Source organism: Micromonospora sp. SYSU B005, assembly GCF_055362685.1.
In genome coordinates, this window is the sequence record NZ_JAXCFU010000021.1 from 1 (window position 1) to 19,261 (window position 19,261).

Annotated in this window: 7 protein-coding genes and 1 pseudogene; 2 read left to right on the forward strand and 6 right to left on the reverse strand. The window is 70.3% G+C overall.

The genetic code is table 11. From position 1 onward, the window contains the following. The 4 genes from SM452_RS28310 to SM452_RS28325 form a co-directional block, all read right to left on the reverse strand. The coding region (locus SM452_RS28310) for an amino acid adenylation domain-containing protein (RefSeq protein ID WP_463841048.1) at window positions 1–11,229 on the reverse strand (11,229 nt) is incomplete at its 3' end. Between the two features lie 200 nt (window positions 11,230–11,429). Then, window positions 11,430–12,443 (reverse strand): 4-hydroxyphenylpyruvate dioxygenase, encoded by a 1,014-nt coding sequence (hppD, locus tag SM452_RS28315; RefSeq protein WP_355511388.1) that lies wholly within the window; start codon window positions 12,441–12,443, stop codon window positions 11,430–11,432. A 164-nt stretch (window positions 12,444–12,607) separates the two neighbouring features. Next, the gene (locus SM452_RS28320) at window positions 12,608–13,720 is read right to left on the reverse strand and encodes a sensor histidine kinase (RefSeq protein WP_463841049.1); all 1,113 of its coding nucleotides are present in this window, start codon (window positions 13,718–13,720) and stop codon (window positions 12,608–12,610) included. 65 nt (window positions 13,721–13,785) lie between these two features. Then, window positions 13,786–14,439, reverse strand: a complete 654-nt coding sequence (locus SM452_RS28325) for a response regulator transcription factor (RefSeq protein ID WP_355511392.1) — start codon at window positions 14,437–14,439, stop codon at window positions 13,786–13,788. 169 nt (window positions 14,440–14,608) lie between these two features. On the opposite strand from SM452_RS28325, the gene SM452_RS28330 reads away from it, so the two are divergent. Both SM452_RS28330 and SM452_RS28335 read left to right on the forward strand, forming a co-directional pair. After that, on the forward strand, window positions 14,609–15,499 hold the full coding sequence (locus SM452_RS28330; protein ID WP_355511394.1) for an ABC transporter ATP-binding protein: 891 nt from the start codon (window positions 14,609–14,611) through the stop codon (window positions 15,497–15,499). After that, window positions 15,496–16,491 carry an ABC-2 transporter permease gene (locus SM452_RS28335; protein WP_463841050.1) on the forward strand — a complete coding sequence of 332 codons (996 nt, stop codon included), beginning with the start codon at window positions 15,496–15,498 and terminating at the stop codon, window positions 16,489–16,491. The genes SM452_RS28330 and SM452_RS28335 overlap by 4 nt, the downstream gene beginning before the upstream one ends. Window positions 16,492–16,618: 127 nt before the next feature. On the opposite strand, the gene recD2 is transcribed toward SM452_RS28335, so the two are convergent. Together recD2 and SM452_RS28345 are read right to left on the reverse strand one after the other, a co-directional pair. Beyond that, window positions 16,619–18,835: an SF1B family DNA helicase RecD2 gene (gene recD2, locus SM452_RS28340; protein WP_463841051.1), complete on the reverse strand. Its 2,217-nt coding sequence runs from the start codon at window positions 18,833–18,835 to the stop codon at window positions 16,619–16,621. Between the two features lie 173 nt (window positions 18,836–19,008). Next, a pseudogene (locus SM452_RS28345) lies at window positions 19,009–19,158 on the reverse strand (ECF transporter S component); the annotation flags it as partial. Between the last annotated feature and the right edge of the window lie 103 nt (window positions 19,159–19,261).

Sequence of the window (19,261 nt, forward strand, 5' to 3'; positions counted from 1 at the left end):
CGGCCCGAACACCGACACCAGATTCACCAACGACCCGTGCTCCACCGCCACACCCTTCGGCGCACCAGTCGAACCCGACGTATAAATGACATACGCAAGACCCGACTTGCCCACGGAGATCGCAACGTCGTCGGCCGGCGACAACGCGTCGTCCACCCACACCACCGGCACACCGGCCGCATCGTCGAGCCACAACACCGGCACATCGGCCGCCGCCGAGAAGCCGCCCCGGCGGGCGAGCACCACGCTCACACCGGCGTCGGCCAGCATGAACCCAACCCGCCCGGCCGGAAGCTCGGAATCGATCGGCAGATAGGCGCCACCCGCCTTCCACACCGCCACGATCGCAATGACCATCTCCACGCCACGCGGCAGGCACAACCCGACCACCGACTCCGCGCCAACCCCCCAACCCACCAGATGACGCGCCAACCGACTCGCCGCCGCATCCAACTCCCGATACGAAACCGCAACCCCGCCCGCAACCACCGCAACCGCATCCGGAACCGCCACGACCTGCCGGGCGAACAGATCCACCACCGTCACATCGGCGACAACAGCAGCAGTGTCATTCCACCCGAACAGCACCTGCTCACGCTGCCCCACATCCAGCAAATCAATCGCGTGCAGGCGCGCCTGAGCGGTCGTGGTGACCGCCGTCAACACCCGCACAAACCACCCAGCGATCCGCTGCACCGTCGACTCATCGAACAAATCCGCCGACGCGACCACCGTGCCGTTCAGCCCGGCGGGCCGGCCCTGCGCGTCGAACGCCTCGACCGCCGAGACCTCCAGGTCGAACCGGGCCGTTGCCTGTCCCGCCCGGTCCGGCTGATGTCCGGTGTCGGCGTGCGGGAGGCTGACCGTGCCGCGCTCGATGTTCTGCAGGGTCAGCATCACCTGGAACAGCGGATGCCGGGCCATCGAACGGGCCGGGGCCAACTCCTCGACCAGCCGCTCGAACGGAACGTCCTGATGGTCCAGGGCGTCCAGACTGCCCTGCCGAACCCGGCGGAGCACCTCGGCGAAGGTCGGATCACCCGACAAGTCCGTCCGCAACACCAAGGTGTTGACGAAGAACCCGACCAGGTCGTCCAACGCCTCGTCATTGCGCCCGGCGACCGGGAAACCGATCGGGATGTCGGTGCCCGCGCCCAAGCGCGACAACAGCACGGCGAACGCGCCCTGCAGGACCATGAACGGCGTCACGCCCTCGGCCCGGGCCAGGTCGGTGAGACGCTGGTGCAGCGCGGCCGGCACCTGCAACGGCACCTGGTGGCCCCGATGCGTGGCCACCGCTGGACGCGAGCGGTCGACCGGCAGGGTCAGCTCCTCGGGTGCGCCGGCCAGTGTCTCCCGCCAGTAGCCGACCTGGGTCGACAGCAGGCTCTGCGGGTCCGACTCGGAGCCGAGAAGTTCGCGCTGCCACACCGCGTAGTCCGCGTACTGCACCGGCAACGGTTCCCACACCGGCGCCTCGCCGCGCAGCCGCGCCTCGTACGCCGCTGAGAGGTCCCGGCCGAGCGGAGCCGTCGACCAGCCGTCGCCGGAGATGTGGTGGATCACCAGCACGAGAGCGGAGGGCTCGTCGGCGCCGGTCCGGAACAGCCACGCCCGGATCGGCACCTCGGTGGCCAGGTCGAAGGCGTACCGGGTTGCCTCGGCGACCGCCTGGTCCAGCTCGGCGGCCGGCACGTCGTAGACGTGAAGGACCGGTTCCACCTGCCCGGCGTCGACAATGTGCTGGTACGGCTGACCGTCGGCCACCGGGAAGACCGTCCGCAGCGACTCGTGGCGGCCGATCACGTCCCGCAGCGCGGCGTCCAGCGCGGCCACGTCGAGCCCGGCGCCGAGCCGGATCACGGCCGGGATGTTGTAGAGCGGGCTCGGCCCGGAGAGCTGGCCGAGGAACCAGAGCCGCTGCTGCGCGTACGACAGCACCGGCCGCGCGGGCCGCTCGACGGCCCGCATCGGCGGTCGTGCCGGGCCGGTGTGACCGGCGCTCAGCCACGCGGAGATGCCGGCGACCGTGGGCGTCTCGAACAGCACCCGCAGCGGCAGCTCGACGCCGAGCACCGCACGCACCCGCGACGTGAGCCGCACCGCCAGCAAGGAGTGCCCGCCCAACCGGAAGAAGTCGTCGTCGATGCCCACCCGGTCGAGGCCGAGCACCTCCGCGACCACCCCGCACAAGATCTCGTCGCGCGCGGTGGCCGGGCGCCGGCCGGATCCCGTGGTGTAGTCCGGTGCCGGGAGCGCGCGCCGGTCCAGCTTGTCGTTGGCGGTCAGCGGCAACCGGTCGAGGATCACCACGGCGGACGGCACCATGTATTCGGGCAGCCGCTGCGCGGCCAACTCGAGCAGACCTTCCGGGGCGGCGTCGGCGGCCGGTACGACGTACGCCACCAATCGCCGGTCGCCGGGGGTGTCCTCGCGCACGACCACCGCCACCTGGCCCACCAGCGGATCGGTCTGCAGGACCGCCTCGATCTCGCCGGGCTCGATCCGGAAGCCGCGGATCTTGACCTGCTGGTCGGCGCGGCCCACGAACATCAGCTGCCCGTCCGCGGTCCACTTCACGAGGTCGCCGGTGCGGTACATCCGTCCCGACCCGAAGGGGCACGCCACAAAGCGCGACGCGGTCAGTCCGGGCTGGCCCACATAGCCGCGTGCCAGCGCAGATCCCGCGATGTACAGCTCGCCGACCACGCCCGGCGGCACCGGGGAGAGGGCGTCGTCCAGCACGTACAGGCGCGTGTTCGCGATCGGGCCGCCGATGGGCAGCGGGCCCGGCCGGCCGTCCACGTCGTGGGTGACGACGATGACCGTGGTCTCCGTCGGGCCGTAGGCGTGGACCATGCGGCGGCCCGGCGACCAGGCGCGGGCCACCGCCTCGCTCACCGCTTCCGAGCCGACCACCAATGCCTGCACCGGGGCCAGATCCTCGGGTTCCAATACCTCGAGCAGCGACGGCACGACGCTCGCGGCCTTGAGCCCGGTCAGCGACCGCAGCAATTTCGGCTGTTGGCGCTGCTCGGTGCCGGCGATCACCAGGGTTGCGCCGTGCGACAGCGCCACCGCCACGTCCAGCACCGAGGCGTCGAAGCTGAACGACGCGAACTGCAGCATCTCCACGCCGGGCGCGGCGCCGAGCATCGGCCCGAAGACCGACACCAGGTTCGTCAACGAGCCGTGCGAGACGGCGACGCCCTTCGGGGTACCGGTCGAACCCGATGTGTAGATCACGTACGCCAACGAGGACGGAACCGGGGCCACCAGTGGCACGGCAACGTCCGGCTGCTCCGTGGCGACGTCATCAAGCACCACGCTCACGCCGGCGTCGGCCAGCATGAACTCGACCCGCTCGGCCGGAAGCTGCGCATCGATCGGCAGGTAGGCGGCGCCTGCTTTCCACACCGCCACAATCGCGGTGATCATCTGCGCGCCCCGCGGGAGCCGCAGCCCGACCACTGACTCCGGGCCCGTCCCGAGATCGATCAGGCGCTGCGCCAGTCGGCTCGCCGCCGCGTCCAGCTCGCGGTAGGAGACCTCGACCCCGTCGGCGATCACCGCGATCCCATCCGGCGCCGCCGCGACCTGCTGGTCGAAGAGCTCGACCACGGTGGCGTCGGTGGTCTCGGCGGCGGTGTCGTTCCACGCGTTCAGCACCTGCTGGCGCTGGCCGGCGTCCAGCAGTTCGATCGCGTGCAACGGCGCCTGTGCGGCGGACGAGACGGTGGTCAGCACCCGCACGAACCAGCCGGCGATCCGCTGCACGGTCGCCTCGTCGAACAGGTCTGTCGACGCTGTGATCGCGCCGCTGAGCCCGGCGGGCCGGCCCTGCACGTCGAACGCCTCGACTGCGGAGACCTCGAGGTCGAACCGCGACATGACCGCCGCATCGGAGAGCGCCGGCCCACCGTCGACCACCGGAAGGCCCGCGATGCCGCGCTCGAGGTTCTGCAGGGTCAGCATCACCTGGAACAGCGGGTGCCGGGCCATCGAGCGGGCCGGGGCCAGCTCCTCGACCAGCCGCTCGAACGGAACGTCCTGATGGTCCAGGGCGTCCAGGCTGCCCTGCCGCACGCGACCCAGCACCTCGGCGAACGTCGGATCGCCCGACAGGTCCGTCCGCAGCACCAGGGTGTTCACGAAGAACCCGACCAGGTCGTCCAACGCCTCGTCATTGCGCCCGGCGACCGGGAAACCGATCGGGATGTCGGTGCCCGCGCCCAGGCGCGACAACAGCACCGCCAGCGCCCCCTGCAACACCATGAACGGCGTCACGCCCTCGGCCCGGGCCAGCTCCGCGAGACGCTGGTGCACCTCGGCCGGCACCTGCAACGGCACCCGATGTCCCTGACGGCTGGCCACCGCCGGACGCGACCGGTCCACCGGCAGGGTCAGCTCCTCCGGCGCCCCCGCCAACGCCTGCCGCCAGTACTCGACCTGCGTCGACAGCAGGCTCTGCGGGTCCGACTCGGAGCCGAGAAGTTCGCGCTGCCACAGCGCGTAATCCGCGTACTGCACCGGCAGCGGCTCCCACACCGGCGCCTCACCGCGCAGCCGTGCCTCGTACGCCGCCGCCAGATCTCGGCCGAGCGGAGCGGTCGACCAGCCGTCACTCGCGGTGTGGTGCACGACCAGAACCAGGACGGAGGACTCGAACAGCCACGCCCGGATCGGCATCTCGCCAGCGAGGTCGAACGGGTACCGCGCCGCCTGCGCGACCGCCTGCTCCAGCTCGTGCGCGGGCACCGACTCGACCCGTAGGACCGAGCCCACCGCGTCGACATCGAGGATCTCCTGGTACGGCTGCCCGTCCGCGACCGCCAACAGGGTTCGCAGTGACTCGTGCCGGCCGATCACATCGAGCAACGCCGCGTCCAGCGCGTCGACGTCCAGGCTGTCGTCCAGCCGCACCACGAACGGCAGGTTGTAGAGCGGGCTCGGGCCTTCGAGTTGGCTCAGGAACCACAGGCGCTGCTGCGCGAAGGACAAGGGCGTGTGCGCCGTACGCGACCCCGCCCGCAATACCGGCCGGGCCGCGGCCCCACCAGACTCGTTCAGCCAGGACGCCAGGCCGGCCACGGTCGGCGCCTCGAACAGCACCCGCAGCGGCACCTCGACACCCAACACGGTGCGCACCCGCGACACCAGCCGCACCGCGAGCAGGGAATGCCCGCCCAACGCGAAGAAGTCGTCCGCGACACCGACCGAAGTGACCCCGAGAACCTGCGCGAAGATCCCGCACAGGATCTCCTCCCGCACCGACACCGGACCGCGATCCGAACCGGCTTCGTAGTCCGGCGCCGGCAGCGCCCGCCGGTCCAACTTGCCGTTGACCGTCAACGGCAACCGGTCCAGGACCACCACCGCGGACGGCACCATGTACTCCGGCAGCCGCTGCCCGACGAACTCCCGCAACCCGGCGCCGTCCACCCCCACCACGTACGCGACCAGCCGCTTGTCACCCGGCGTGTCCTCCCGCACGATGACTGCGGCCTGCGCCACCCCCGGATGCTGCAACAACACCGACGCGACTTCGCCCGGCTCGATCCGGAAACCACGAATCTTCACCTGCTCGTCGGCCCGGCCCACGAACACCAACTGCCCGCACGGCAACCGCTTGACCAGATCCCCGGTCCGGTACATCCGCTCACCAGCGACGAACGGTGACGCCACGAACCGCGACGCCGTCAATCCGCTCCGGCCCACGTAGCCACGCGCGACCCCCGCACCAGCGACATACAACTCACCGGCCACACCCATCGGGACAGGCTGCAGATAGTCGTCCAGCACATACAGACACGTATTGGAGATCGGGCCACCGATCGGCACCGCACCACCAGCCGGCCGCGTCGGATCCAGTACGTGCGCGGCCACATCGACCGTGCACTCGGTCGGGCCGTAAACGTTCCACGCCGGCACCGGCAGCCGATCCGCCAGCTCAGCCGACAACGGCTCGCCACCACTGACCACCAACCGCAGCGCGCCACAGTCAACCCAACCCGGCTCCTCCACCAGCAACTGCAACAGTGTTGGCACCACCTGCAGCACCGTGACCCGTTGCTGCGCCACCACCCGCAACAGCCCGCCCGGATCCCGATCCACGCCGGCCGGCGCCAACACCACCGCCGCCCCAGACACCAACGGCGAGAACAACTCCCACACCGCAGCGTCGAAACTCAACGCCGTCCGCTGCAACATCCGGTCATCCGCGTGAAGTCCCGTCCACGCGACCAGGTTCACCAGACCCCGATGGGTGACCGCCACACCCTTCGGCGTCCCCGTAGTACCAGAGGTGTAGAGCACGTAGGCGGCACTGTCCCCCCCACCAACAGCAGGCAGATCCGAACCGTCAACACCCTCGAGACCTTCAAAAACGCCACTCGACTCGGTGACCGTCAGAACCGCGCCCGAGTCAGCCACCAGGAAATCGATCCGAGCCGCCGGCAATCCCGGATCCACCGGAACATAAACACCGCCGGCCTTCCACACCGCCAACATCGCCACCACGACCTGCACCGATCGCGGCAACACCAGAGCGACCACCCGCTCCGGACCGACACCCCACTCCACGAAACGCCGCGCCAACCTGTTCGCCCGCGCATTCAACTCCGCATAACTCAAGACCTCGTCACCGGCGACCAACGCCACCGCGTCCGGCGATACACCCACCCGCGCCTCGAAAACCGCCGGAAACGTCTCCCCCGCAAGATCAGCCGCTGTGTCATTCCCACCGAACAGAAGCTGCTCCCGCTGCGACGCCTCGAGCAGCGAGACGTCATGCAGGCGCACCTCAGCACCCGCGGTCACCGTCGCAAGCACCCGCCCGAACCACCCGGCGATCCGCTGCGCCGTCGACTCGTCGAAGAGGTCCGCCGACGCGATCACGACGCCCCGCAACCCGGCCGGGCGGCCCTGCGCGTCGAAGACCTCCGCCACCGTCACCCCGAGGTCGAACCGCGCCGGCGTGTCCACTCCGTCGACCTGCGCGAGCTCCGCCGCGCCGCGCCGCACGTTCTGCACGGTGAGCATGACCTGGAACAGCGGGTGCCGGGCCATCGACCGTACCGGAGCCAGCTCTTCGACCAGCCGCTCGAACGGCACGTCCTGATGCTCCAGCGCGCCCAGCCCGGCCTGCCGCACCCGGCCCAGCACCTCGGCGAACGTCGGGTCACCCGACAGGTCGGTGCGGATGACGAGGGTGTTGACGAAGAACCCGACCAGGTCGTCCAGGGCCTCGTCGTGGCGCCCGGCGACCGGGAAGCCGATCGGGATGTCGGTGCCCGCGCCCAGCCGGGACAGCAGCACAGCGAGCGCGGCCTGGAGCACCATGAAGGTCGTGACGCCCTCGGCCCGGGCCAGCTCGGCGAGCCGCCGGTGCACGTCGGCCGGGATCTGCACCGGCACCTGGTGTCCCTGGTGGGTGGCCACCGGCGGACGCGGGCGGTCGGCGGGCAGCGCCAGTTCCTCCGGGGCCCCGGCGAGCGTCTGCCGCCAGTACGCCATCTGGGTCGACAGCAGGCTGTCCGGGTCCGTATCCGAGCCCAGCAGTTCGCGCTGCCATACGACGTAGTCCGCGTACTGCACGGGCAGCGCGTCCCAGACCGGCGCCGCGCCGCGCCGCCGTGCCTCGTACGCGGTGGACAGGTCCCGGCTGAGCGGTTCCCGGGACCAGCCGTCACTGGCGATGTGGTGCACCACCAGCACGAGAACGGACGGTTCGAACAGCCACGCCCGGATCGGCACCTCGACGGCCAGATCGAACACATACCGGCTCGCCTCGGCCACCGCCTCGGACAGCCTGTCCGGCGCGACCGGCCGCACCTGCAGCGCCCAGTCGAGCCCGGCCGGGTCCAGGATCTTCTGGTACGGCTGGCCGTCGGCGACCGCGAACACCGTCCGCAGCGACTCGTGCCGGCCGATCACGTCGCGCAGCGCGGCGTCCAGCGCGGGCACGTCGACGTCGGCGTCCAGCCGGATCACCACGGGGATGTTGTAGAGCGCGCTGGGCCCTTCGAGCTGGCCGAGGAACCACAGTCGCTGCTGCGCGAAGGACAAGGGCAGGCGCGCCGTACGCGGCACGGCCCGCAACGCCGTCCGCGTCCGGCCCCCACCGCCACCGGCCAGCCACGCCGCCAGGCCCGCCACGGTCGGCGCCTCGAACAGCACCCGCAACGGCAGTTCGACGCCCAGCACCGCCCGCACCCGCGACATCAGCCGCACGCCGAGCAGGGAGTGCCCGCCCAGCCCGAAGAAGTCGTCGTCGACGCCCACCCGGTCCAGGCCGAGCACCTGGGCGAACACCGCGCACAGGAGCTCTTCCTGCACGGTGGCCGGCTCACGGCCCGCGCCCGTCTCGAACTCCGGCGCCGGCAACGCCCGCCGGTCGAGTTTCCCGTTGCCGGTCAGCGGCAGCCGGTCGAGCGTCACCACCGCGGACGGCACCATGTACTCGGGCAGCCGCCGCGCGGCGTACTCGCGCAGTCCAGCCGTCTCGGTCCCGACCACATAGGCGATCAGCCGCGTGTCCCCCGGGATGTCCTCGCGCGCCAGCACCGCCGCCTGGGTCACCCCCGGGTGGCTGGTCAGCACTGCCTCGATCTCGCCCAACTCGACCCGGAACCCGCGGATCTTGACCTGCTCATCGGCCCGGCCGAGGAAGACCACCTGGCCGTCGGCCGTCCAGCGGGCCAGGTCACCGGTGCGGAACATCCGCCCACCGCCGAACGGGCACGCCACGAAGCGCTGCGCCGTCAGCCCGGCTCGGCCGATGTAGCCCCGGGCCACGCCCGCGCCCGCCACATAGAGTTCGCCGGCCACGCCCGGCGGCACCGGCGCCAGGGCGTCGTCCAGGATGTAGAGCCGCGTGTTGGCGATCGGCGTGCCGACCGGCACGACCCCGCCCGCCGACAGCCTGGCCGTCGCCACACCGATGGTGGTCTCAGTAGGGCCGTAGTGGTTGAACACCGGCCGGTCGCCGGCCGCGACCACCAGATCCGCCACCCACTCGGCGGCAGCGGCCTCGCCACCGAGCACCACCGAGCCGGCCGGCAGCACCTCGCCCATGCCCGCCCCCGCAGCCAGAACGGCCAGGTGCGACGGCACCGCCTTCACAAAATCGATCCGCTCGCCGGCCACATAACCAGCGACCGCCTCCGGATCCATCACGACGTCCGGGTCCAACACGTGCAACTGCCCACCGGTAACCAGGCTGACGAACACCGTCGTGTTACCCAAATCCGTCACCTGCGGCTGCAACAGCGCATACCGAGCGCCCACAACGCCCCAGCCCAGCCGCGGCGCCACCGAGGCCACGTAGTTCGCCAGCGAGTCATGCGTAACGGCCACACCCTTCGGCACACCAGTCGAACCCGACGTGTAGATCACGTACGCCAACCCGGCCGGCAGCACCGCCGGCCCGGGCGCGGCGTCGCCCGACGGCAGCGGCTCGTCCAACCACAGCACCGGCACCGCCGCCAGCACGTCGGCCACGCCGTCGGCGGCGTCCGCCAACGCGTCCCGCCGGGCCAGCACCACGCCGGCGCCCGCGTCGGCCAGCATGAACTGCACCCGCTGTGCCGGCATCCGCAGGTCGATCGGCAGGTAGGCGGCGCCCGCCTTCCACGCCGCCAGGATCGCGGTGATCGTGTCGAGGCCGCCGGGCAGGCACAGCGCCACCACCGACTCGGCACCGATCCCGCGGCTGGTCAGCGCCCGCGCCCACCGGTCGGCCACCGCATCCAGCTCCCGGTAGGACACCGCGACGCCACCGGCGACCACCGCGGTCGCGTCGGGCGTCCGCGCAACCTGCTCGGCGAACCGCGCCGGCAGCAACGCGGGCAGCGCCGGCACCGCGGTGCCGTTCCAGGCGGCCAGGAGCTCGCGCTGGTCGGCGTCCAGCAGGTCCACGGCGGACAGCCGCACCCGCGGGGTCGCCGTGACGGTCGCCAGCACCCGGTCCAGCCAGCCGGCGAAGCGCTGGGCGGTGTCCTCGTCGAACAGGTCCGCGGCCACCACGAGCACGCCCTGCAGCCCGGCGGGGCGGCCCTGGGCAGCGAACACCTCGACCATCTTCACTTCGAGGTCGAACTTGGCCATCGGGGTGACCTTGGGAACGATCTCGGCCCGTACGTCCGGGAACTCCAGCGCGCCGTCGCCGGTGTTCCGCAGCGTCAGCGACACCTGGAACAGCGGGTGGCGGGCCAGCGATCGGGTAGGGGCCAGCTCCTCGACCAGGCGCTCGAACGGCACGTCCTGGTGCGCCAGTGCCCCGAGGCTCGCCTGCCGCACCCGTCGCAGCACCTCGGTGAACGTCGGATCGCCGGCCAGGTCGGTGCGCACGACCAGGGTGTTGACGAAGAACCCGACCAGGTCGTCGAGGGCCTCGTCGTTGCGGCCGGCGACTGGGAAGCCGATCGGCACGTCGGTGCCCGCGCCGATCCGCGACAACAGCACCGCCAGCGCGGCCTGGAGCACCATGAACGGGGTCACGCCTTCGGCCTGCGCCAGGTCGGCCAGCCGCTGGTGCACCTCGGCGGGCACCTGCAACGGCACCAGATGGCCGCGGTGCGAGGCCACCGTGGGCCGCGGGCGATCGACCGGCAGCGCGAGCTCCTCCGGTGCCCCGGCGAGCGCCTGCCGCCAGTAAGCGACCTGCTTCGACAACAGGCTCTTCGGGTCGGACTCCGCGCCGAGCAGTTCCTGCTGCCAGAGCGCGTAGTCGGCGTACTGCACCGGCAACGCCGCCCACGCCGGGGCCTCACCGCGCAGCCGGGCCGCGTACGCCGTCGAGATGTCCCGCCACATCAGCGCCTGCGACCACGCGTCCGTGGCGATGTGGTGCACGACCAGCACGAGCACGTGCTGGTCCGCGGCGGTCTCGAGCAGCCAGGCCCGTACGGGGATCTCGGTGGCCAGGTCGAAGGCGTGCGCCTCCGCGCGCGCGATCGCGTCGTCGACGTCCGCGGCGGCCAGCCGGACGACCTCGAGGCGCCACCCGGCGGCGTCGACGATGCGCTGGAACGGCTCACCGTCCACGGTGTCGAACACCGTACGCAGCGACTCGTGGCGGCCGAGCACGTCGCGCAGCGCGGCGCTCAGGGCGGCGACGTCGAGGGTGCCGGTCAGCCGTACCGTGACGCCGCTGTTGTACGTCGGATTCGGGCCTTCCATTTGGCTGAGGAACCACAGCCGCCGCTGAGCATAAGACAACCGAATCATCAACGGATCTCCCCTAAGAGCTTGTCGCCGCGGGCGAAGTCCAACCCATTGCTGGCGGTTCAACAAGGAAGCAGTCGAACGGTGCGCCAACGCTGTTCAACCGTGCTGTTCAACCGCCGGACAGGGCCTGGTTGGACAGGGCAATAAATTGCGCCGCGGAGGTCGTGCCTCCACGGCGCAGCGAACGTGTCGCACCTGGGTCAGCCGGCGGTGAGCCGGTCCCGCTCGACGGCCTCGTAGAGCGCGCGGATGTTGGCGCTGCCGAAGCCGCGGGCGCCGCGACGCTGGATGAGCTCGTAGAACAGGGTGTTCCGCGGGTACGGGGACCGGGTGAACAACTGCAGCAGATAGCCCCACTCGTCGCGGTCGGCCAGCACGTTGCTCGTCCGCAGACCCTCGATCATCGCGGATCGGTCCGGGAACCGTTCGGCGAGCGACTCGTAGTAGGCCCCCGGCGTCTGCAGGAACGCGACGCCCCGGTCGGTGGCTTCGGACACCGCCGCGACGATGTCGTCGACGAGCAGCGCGAGGTGTTGCACGCCCGGTCCGCCGTTGCGGTGCAGGAACGCGTTGAGCTGACCCGAGCCGGTCGCCGAGCCCGGTGCCACCAGGGTGAACGTGATGTCGTCCGAGCTGCTGCGGACCACGATCGAGTCCATCGAGCTCCCGCCCACGTCGACGAACTCCGACGAGTACCGGTCCAGGCCGAAGGCGTCGGTGTAGAAGTCGGCGTACTGCTCCAGCGTGCCGGCCTCGAGACAGATCGCGACGTGGTCGAGCAGGCGGATCCGCTGCTCGCACGCGATGTCGTCTGCCAGCGGTGTCCAGGTGCGGCCGGCGGGCAGCAGCACCTGCGCACTCGCCGGCACGAGCGTGTGGCGGACCGGCCCGAATCCGCCGACGACCGGGTTGCCCCGCACCGTCCCGAGGTCGGCGGCGCCTGCCCCGACCGCCTGGGCCTGGGCGGCCGTGACGTCGTCGCAGCCGAACGCGATGTCGGCGACGCCGTCGCCGTGCGCGTCGAGGAACCGCGCCGCCTGCGCGCCGGCGGTGACCACGATCTGCAACCGCCCCTGGCGGAGCACGACCGAGCGGGACTCGTCGTCGGCGGACTCCGCTACCCGGGTGAAGCCGAGCGCGGATCCGAGATAATCGACTGCGATTTTGAGTTCGCTCGTGTATAGCTCGATGAACGCGATCTGCCGTGCCGCCATTATGCCTCCCGAACACGGGACTACGCGGGGCTTTCCTACGCAGCGTCAGCGTCACAGAAGGTGCCGATGGAGGCAATGCCGGTCGCGGTGCGGCAATCAAACAGCGGGTGTCCAACCGTAGCGTCGACACAGTCGAACATTTCCGGTCCCGCGGTTTACGCTATTCAGGCCGGCGGCGGGGCGAGGGCGTGCTGTTCGGCCGTCACCAGCTCGTCGGCGCCCACCATCGAGAACACCACCTCGATGACGAGGCCGCCGTGCGGCTGCGGGTGCGCGGTGAGCTTCGCGCCGTGCGCCCGGGCGATCGCGCGAACAATGGGCAGCCCGAGTCCGTGATGCCCATCGTCGGCCGTGCGGCGCAACCGCTGGAACGGCTCGAAGAGACGGTCCACCTGATCCGCGGAGATGACCTCGCCGGTGTTAGCCACGGTGAGCACCACCCGGCCGATCTTCCGGTGCACGCTGACCTCCACCGTGCCGCCGGGCACGTTGTGGTGGATGGCGTTGTCGCAGAGGTTGACCAGCAACCGGCCGAGCAGCACCGGATCCCCCGGCACGGATGCCGGTCGCAGCGAGGTCACCACCTGCACGCCGCGCCGTGCGGCCTCTGGCGCCCGCTCGCGCAGCGCCTGCTCGACCAGCCCGGTCAGGTCGACCGTCTCGTCCGTGGTCCGGCCCTGCTCGCTGCTGGAGAGGGTGAGCAGCGACTCGAGGAGCTGGGCGCGCTGTTCGCTGATCACCAGGAGGCGCTCGAAGTTGTGCCGGAACGATTCCAGGCTGGCGCCCGGATCTATCAGCGGCTCCTCCAGCAGCGCCCGCTCCACGGTCAGCGGGGTGCGCATCTCATGGGCGGCGTTGGCGACGAAGCCCTTATGGGCGTCGAGCGCGGTTTCCAACCGGCCGAGCAGGCCGTCGACGGTGTCGGCCAGGTCCTTCAGCTCGTTGCGGGGGCCGGGCAGGGCCAGCCGCTCGTGCACGTTGCGATCGGAGATCTGGCGCAGGCGCTCGGTCATCGTCAGCACCGGGCGCAACACGCGGCCGGCGATCAGCCAGCCGAGGAACAGTGAGATCAATGCCATGATGGCCAGCGCGATCAGCGGCTGGAGCAGCCCGCTTCCGGCGGCGTCGGGCGCGTCGATCGCGGGCAGCGTGCCGTCGTCGGCGGGGACGGGCGACGGCGGACCGGACATCGGGCCGGACGAAAGCGGTGGTGGCGCCACGGAGTTGAGGCTCTTGGCCAGCGCCCACATGATCAGCAGCAGGACGGTGCTCGACATGATGGAGACCAAGACGTACAGCAGCGTCAGCCGCAGGCGGAGAGGGTGTCGTCCGAGTCGCATGATCAGACCCGGTATCCCGCGCGGGGCACCGTCTCGATCAACGGCGGATCGCCGAGCTTGGTCCGCAGCCGGTTCACGGTGGCCTTCACCGTGGTGGTGAAGGGATCGGTCGCCTCGTCCCAGACGCGGTCGAGCAACTCCTCGGCGGACACCACCCGGCTGCCGCAGGTCAGCAGATATTCCAGCACAGCGAACTCCTTAGGACTCAAGTTGAGCCGGGCCCCGGCCCGGGTGGCGGTGCGCTGCGCCGGGTCGAGGCGCAGGTCGCCGTGCTCCAGCACAGGTGGCGTCGCGGGCTGCGAACGCCGGGCCACCGCCCGGATCCGGGCCACCAGTTCCGCGTACGCGAAAGGTTTGGGAAGGTAGTCGTCGGCGCCGATGCCCAGTCCCTCCACCCGGTTCGCGATGGTGCCCGAGGCGGTCAGCATCAGCACCCGGCTCAGTGATCCCTGGCTGACCAACGTGCGGCACACGTCGTCGCCGTGCACGACGGGCAGGTCACGGTCGAGGACGATCACGTCGTACGGGACCACCGTGGCTCGCTCCAGCGCCGACCCGCCGTCGTATGCGACATCGACGGCCATCCCCTCGCGCCGCAGCACCCGGGCGACCGAGTCGGCCAGGTCCGGCTGATCTTCAACCACGAGTACCCGCATCACACGCCTTCCTGTCTGTGTGACTCATCTGTCGACGACGGTTCCGAACTGACGCTAATAAGAGTCCTGTCACAAGCCGGTCACAACGGCACGGACCGTGCTGTGACCGCCCACCGTCTACAAATTCTCACTGACAGCAAGAGTCCCAGAAAGAAGGCAGGAGGACGTGATGACCCTGGCCATCCATACTGAATCTCTCAGTAAGCGCTACCGCCGCCACCTCGCGCTCGACGACTGCACGCTGGCGATTCCGGACGGACGGATCGTCGGTCTGGTCGGTCCCAACGGCGCCGGCAAGTCGACCCTTCTCGGGCTGGTGTCCGGAATGATCGCGCCGACCAGCGGGAGCATCGAGGTGCTCGGTCACCGGCCGGCGGTCAGCGCGGAACAGCTAGCCAGGGTCGGCTTCGTCGCTCAGGACGCGCCGGTCTACAGCCGGCTGACCGTCGCCGACCACCTCAAGCTCGGTGCGCGGCTGAACCCGAAGTGGGATCAGGGGTTCGCCGAGCGGCGGGTCCGCGAGCGTGGGCTCGACCTCACGCAGAAGGCCGGTTCGCTCTCCGGCGGTCAGCGGGCCCAGCTCGCGCTGACCGTCGCTGCGGCCAAACGGGGCGAGCTGCTCGTCCTCGACGAGCCGGTAGCGGCGCTCGACCCGCTGGCGCGGCGCGGGTTCATGCGGGACCTGCTCGACTTCGTCGACGAGCTCGAGGTGAGCGTCATCCTCTCGTCGCACCTGCTCGGCGACCTGGAGCAGGTCTGCGATCACCTGATCGTGCTGGCCAACGGCCGGGTGCTCATCTCCGGTGACGTGTCGGACCTGCTCGCCGTCCATTACCGGATCACCAGCCGGGCGGGCACTCCCTACCATCTGCCGGCCGGCGCCGAGCTGATCCACGCCGAGAACAGTCGCGGCGAGTCGTCGATGATCGTCCGGTCCACCTCGCCGGTGGCCGGGGCGGAGGCCGTGGATCTCGAGGACATGACCCTCGCCTACCTGACCCGGGCCACCACGACCGGCCCGGTCGGACCGACCCGAGCCATGACGGGAGCAGACCGATGATCTGGCTGACATGGCGGCAGTTCCGCGCTCAGATGCTGGTGGCTGCGGGGGCGCTCGCGCTCCTCGCGCTCTACCTGGTCTACCTGGGTAGCGAGATCCGCAGCTTCTACGACACGAGGATCGCCACCTGCGCGGATCAGGCGTGCTACCTCGCACGGCTGGACCTGCGGGCCACCTACGACGACGCGATCTCGGTCATGGTGGTGCTGCTCATCGCCGTACCCGGCCTGATCGGGATCTTCTGGGGCGCTCCGCTGGTGACCCAGGAGCTGGAGCAGCGCACCGATCGGCTGGTGTGGAACCAGAGCGTCACCCGTACCAAGTGGTTGGCCGTCAAGCTCTCCGTGATCGGCCTGGCCAGCGCGGCGGTGGCCGGGCTGTTCAGCCTGCTCCTGACGTGGAGCGCAAGCCGGTACGACCAGGTGATCGGTGAGCGGTTCGCGGCGCTGAGCTTCGGCTCCCGCAACATCGTACCGATCGGGTACGCGCTGTTCGCCTTCGTGCTCGGAACCGTGGTCGGCATGATCGTCAAGCGCACCCTACCGGCCATGGCGATCACCCTGGTCGTCTTCGCCGGGCTCCAGTTGGTGGTCCCGACCGCCATCCGGCAGAATCTGATGCCCCCGGTCACCGACACCGTGGCCGTCGACGCCAACGTGCTCAACAGCGGCGTCGGGATGAATCTGAAGCAGGACAACACCTTCGACATCCAGGGATACACGGCCAACGGAAGCTGGGCTCTCGAGTTCTCGTCACCGCTGTACAAGGCGGACGGCACGCCGTACCGCGGTGAGGACGCGAAGGCCTGCCTGATCGCGGACGACCGGGAGGCCAGCGATGCCTGCACGGCCGCGCAGAACCTGCACTTCGACTACACCTACCAGCCGGGCTACCGATACTGGACGTTCCAGTGGATCGAACTGTCGATGTTCCTCGGACTGTCTTTACTGCTGACCGCGTTCGGGTTCTTCTGGCTACGGCGCCGCTCCTAGCGGTTGTCCCGGCATGGCTACGGCACCGTATCGATGCCGTGCCGTAGCCATGTCACGCTGGGCCTCGAACTCACTCGGGTTATCCCCCGAGGACGTCCGTCCGGTGGGCAGCCAGGCATGCCGGCCACTACCGGGGTCTGCCGAGGCGGTGAGTCAGTGCGGTGTGGCGGCGGCCCGCACCGACGGTGCGAATCGCGGCGGCCAGGGCTCGGCGTGACCCCACGAGGACGACGAGTGTCTTGGCACGGGTGATGGCGGTATAGAGCAGGTTGCGTTGGAGCATCATCCACGCGCTGGTGGTCAGCGGGATGACGACGGCGGGGTACTCAGAGCCTTGCGAGCGGTGGATGGTCATCGCGTACGCGTGGGCCAACTCGTCGAGCTCATCGAAGTCGTACGCGATGATCTCGTCCTCGTCCGTGCGGACGCTCAAGGTCTGCTCGTCGCTGTCGAGTGCGGTGATCACACCGAGGGTGCCGTTGAACACCCCTGCCTCGCCCTTGTCGTAGTTGTTGCGGATCTGGGTGACCTTGTCGCCCACCCGGAAAACCCGCCCACCGGCCCGGCGTTCCGGCGCGCCCTCGCGGGCCGGGGTCAGTTGTTGCTGGAGCAGTGTGTTCAGGGCGCCCGCGCCGGCCGGCCCACGATGCATGGGCGTCAGAACCTGGATGTCGCGGCGCGGGTCGAGGCCGAACTTGGCCGGGATACGGGTGCAGGCGACCTCGACGGTCAGCCGGGCGGCGACCTCGGTGTCGTCACAGGCGAACAGGAAGAAGTCCCGCATACCTTGCAGGATCGGGGGTCGTCCCGCGTTGACCCGGTGGGCATTGCTGACCACGCCCGAGTCGGCAGCCTGCCGGAACACCTGGGTGAGCCGCACCCGCGGAATCGTCTCGGTGGCGAGCAGGTCGCGCAGCACCTCACCGGCGCCGACCGACGGGAGTTGGTCGACGTCACCGACCAGCAGCAGGTGCGCCCCCGGCGGGACCGCCTTGGCCAGCTTGTTGGCCAGGATCAGGTCGAGCATGGACGCTTCGTCGACCACGAGCAGGTCCACGTCGAGCGGGTTGTCCCGGTCATAGCTGGCCTCACCGCCGGGCTGCAGCTTGAGAAGCCGGTGCACCGTGGTCGCGGGCTGCCCGGTCAGCTCGGCCAGGCGTTTCGCGGCGCGGCCGGTCGGGGCGACCAGCAGGATCTTCGCCTTCTTCGCGGCGGCCAGCTCGACGATCGAGCGTACGGTGAAGCTCTTGCCACAGCCCGGTCCACCGGTCAGCACCGCGACCTTCGAGGTGAGCGCGAGCCGCACCGCCTGCTCCTGCTCGGGTGCCAGGTCGGTGCCGGTGCGGGCCTTCAGCCAGGCCAGGGCCTTCGCCCAGTCCACGGCGGCAAAGTGCGGCATCCGGTCGTCCTGGTCGCGTAACAGCGCCAGCAGCGAGCCGGCCAGCGACATCTCGGCCCGGTGGAAGGGGATCAGGTAGATCGCGGCCGTCGGCCCGTCCGGGCCGGGCAGCGCCTCGCGCACGACGCCTTCCTCGGCGACCAGGTCGTCCAGACATCGAGCGGCCAGGCCGCCGGGTACGTCGAGGATCTTGGTGGCGTCGGCGACCAGTTGCTCGGCGGGCAGGTAGCAGTGGCCGTTCTCGGTGGCCTGCGACAACGTGTACTGCAATCCGGCTTTCACCCGTTCGGGGCTGTCGTGCGGAATCCCGACCGCCTGCGCGATGGTGTCGGCCGTCTTGAACCCGATGCCCCACACATCCGCGGCCAGCCGGTACGGCTCGGTCTTCACCACGTCGATCGACGCGTCGGCGTACTTCTTGTAGATCCGCACCGCGATCGACGTGGACACCCCGACCCCTTGCAGGAAGACCATCACCTCTTTGATGGCCTTCTGCTCCTGCCAGGCCGCGGTGATCTTCGCGGTGCGCTTCGGGCCCAGCCCGGGCACCTCCACGAGCCGGGCCGGCTCCTCCTCGATCACCCGCAGGGTGTCCTCGCCGAAGTGGTCGACGATCCGCTCGGCGAAGACCGGACCGATCCCCTTGATCAGCCCCGAGCCCAGGTAACGGCGGATGCCCTGGATCGTCGCGGGCAACACGGTGCTGTACGAGACGACATCGAACTGGCGCCCGTACTGCGGGTGCGACGACCACCAGCCCCGCATCCGCAGGCTCTCCCCCGGCTGCGCCCCGAGCAGCGACCCGACCACGGTCAGCAGATCCGACCCTCGGCCGGTCGCCACGCGGGCCACCGTGTAGCCGGTCTCCTCATTCACGAACGTCAACCGCTCCAGCACCGCCTCCAGCACGTGCGGCGCCGGACGAGACGAAACATCCGCCGACACGACTCACATCCTTCCGGTGGACGCGCGGACGTGACGTATCAGGGTAGTAGCCTATCCATAGCGAACAATGGCAAGCCGGGCGAACCGGTCAGCCGCGCTCGACACCGCAGCGGATGCGGGGTCGCAGACCGGGGACCACATCGCCCGCCGCCCGGTCGGCCGCCCCGCGTGAGGACGTAGGACAGGTGGGTGTCCGCGCCGACGCGGAACGGCCAGGACGACAGGTTCATCAGCAGGCCGTAGCCGTAGGCGGCGAGCATCCCGTAACCGGCCAGGACGGCGACCTCGGCGCGGCCGCGCAGCCGGGCCGGGAGCAGGTCGGCGCGCGGTTTCACATCCTGGCGCCGAGACCTCGACCCCGCGCGTCCGGGCGAGGCGCGCCGGCGAAGGACACCCGGTCTTCCCCGGGCGTCCTTCGCCGTGTGG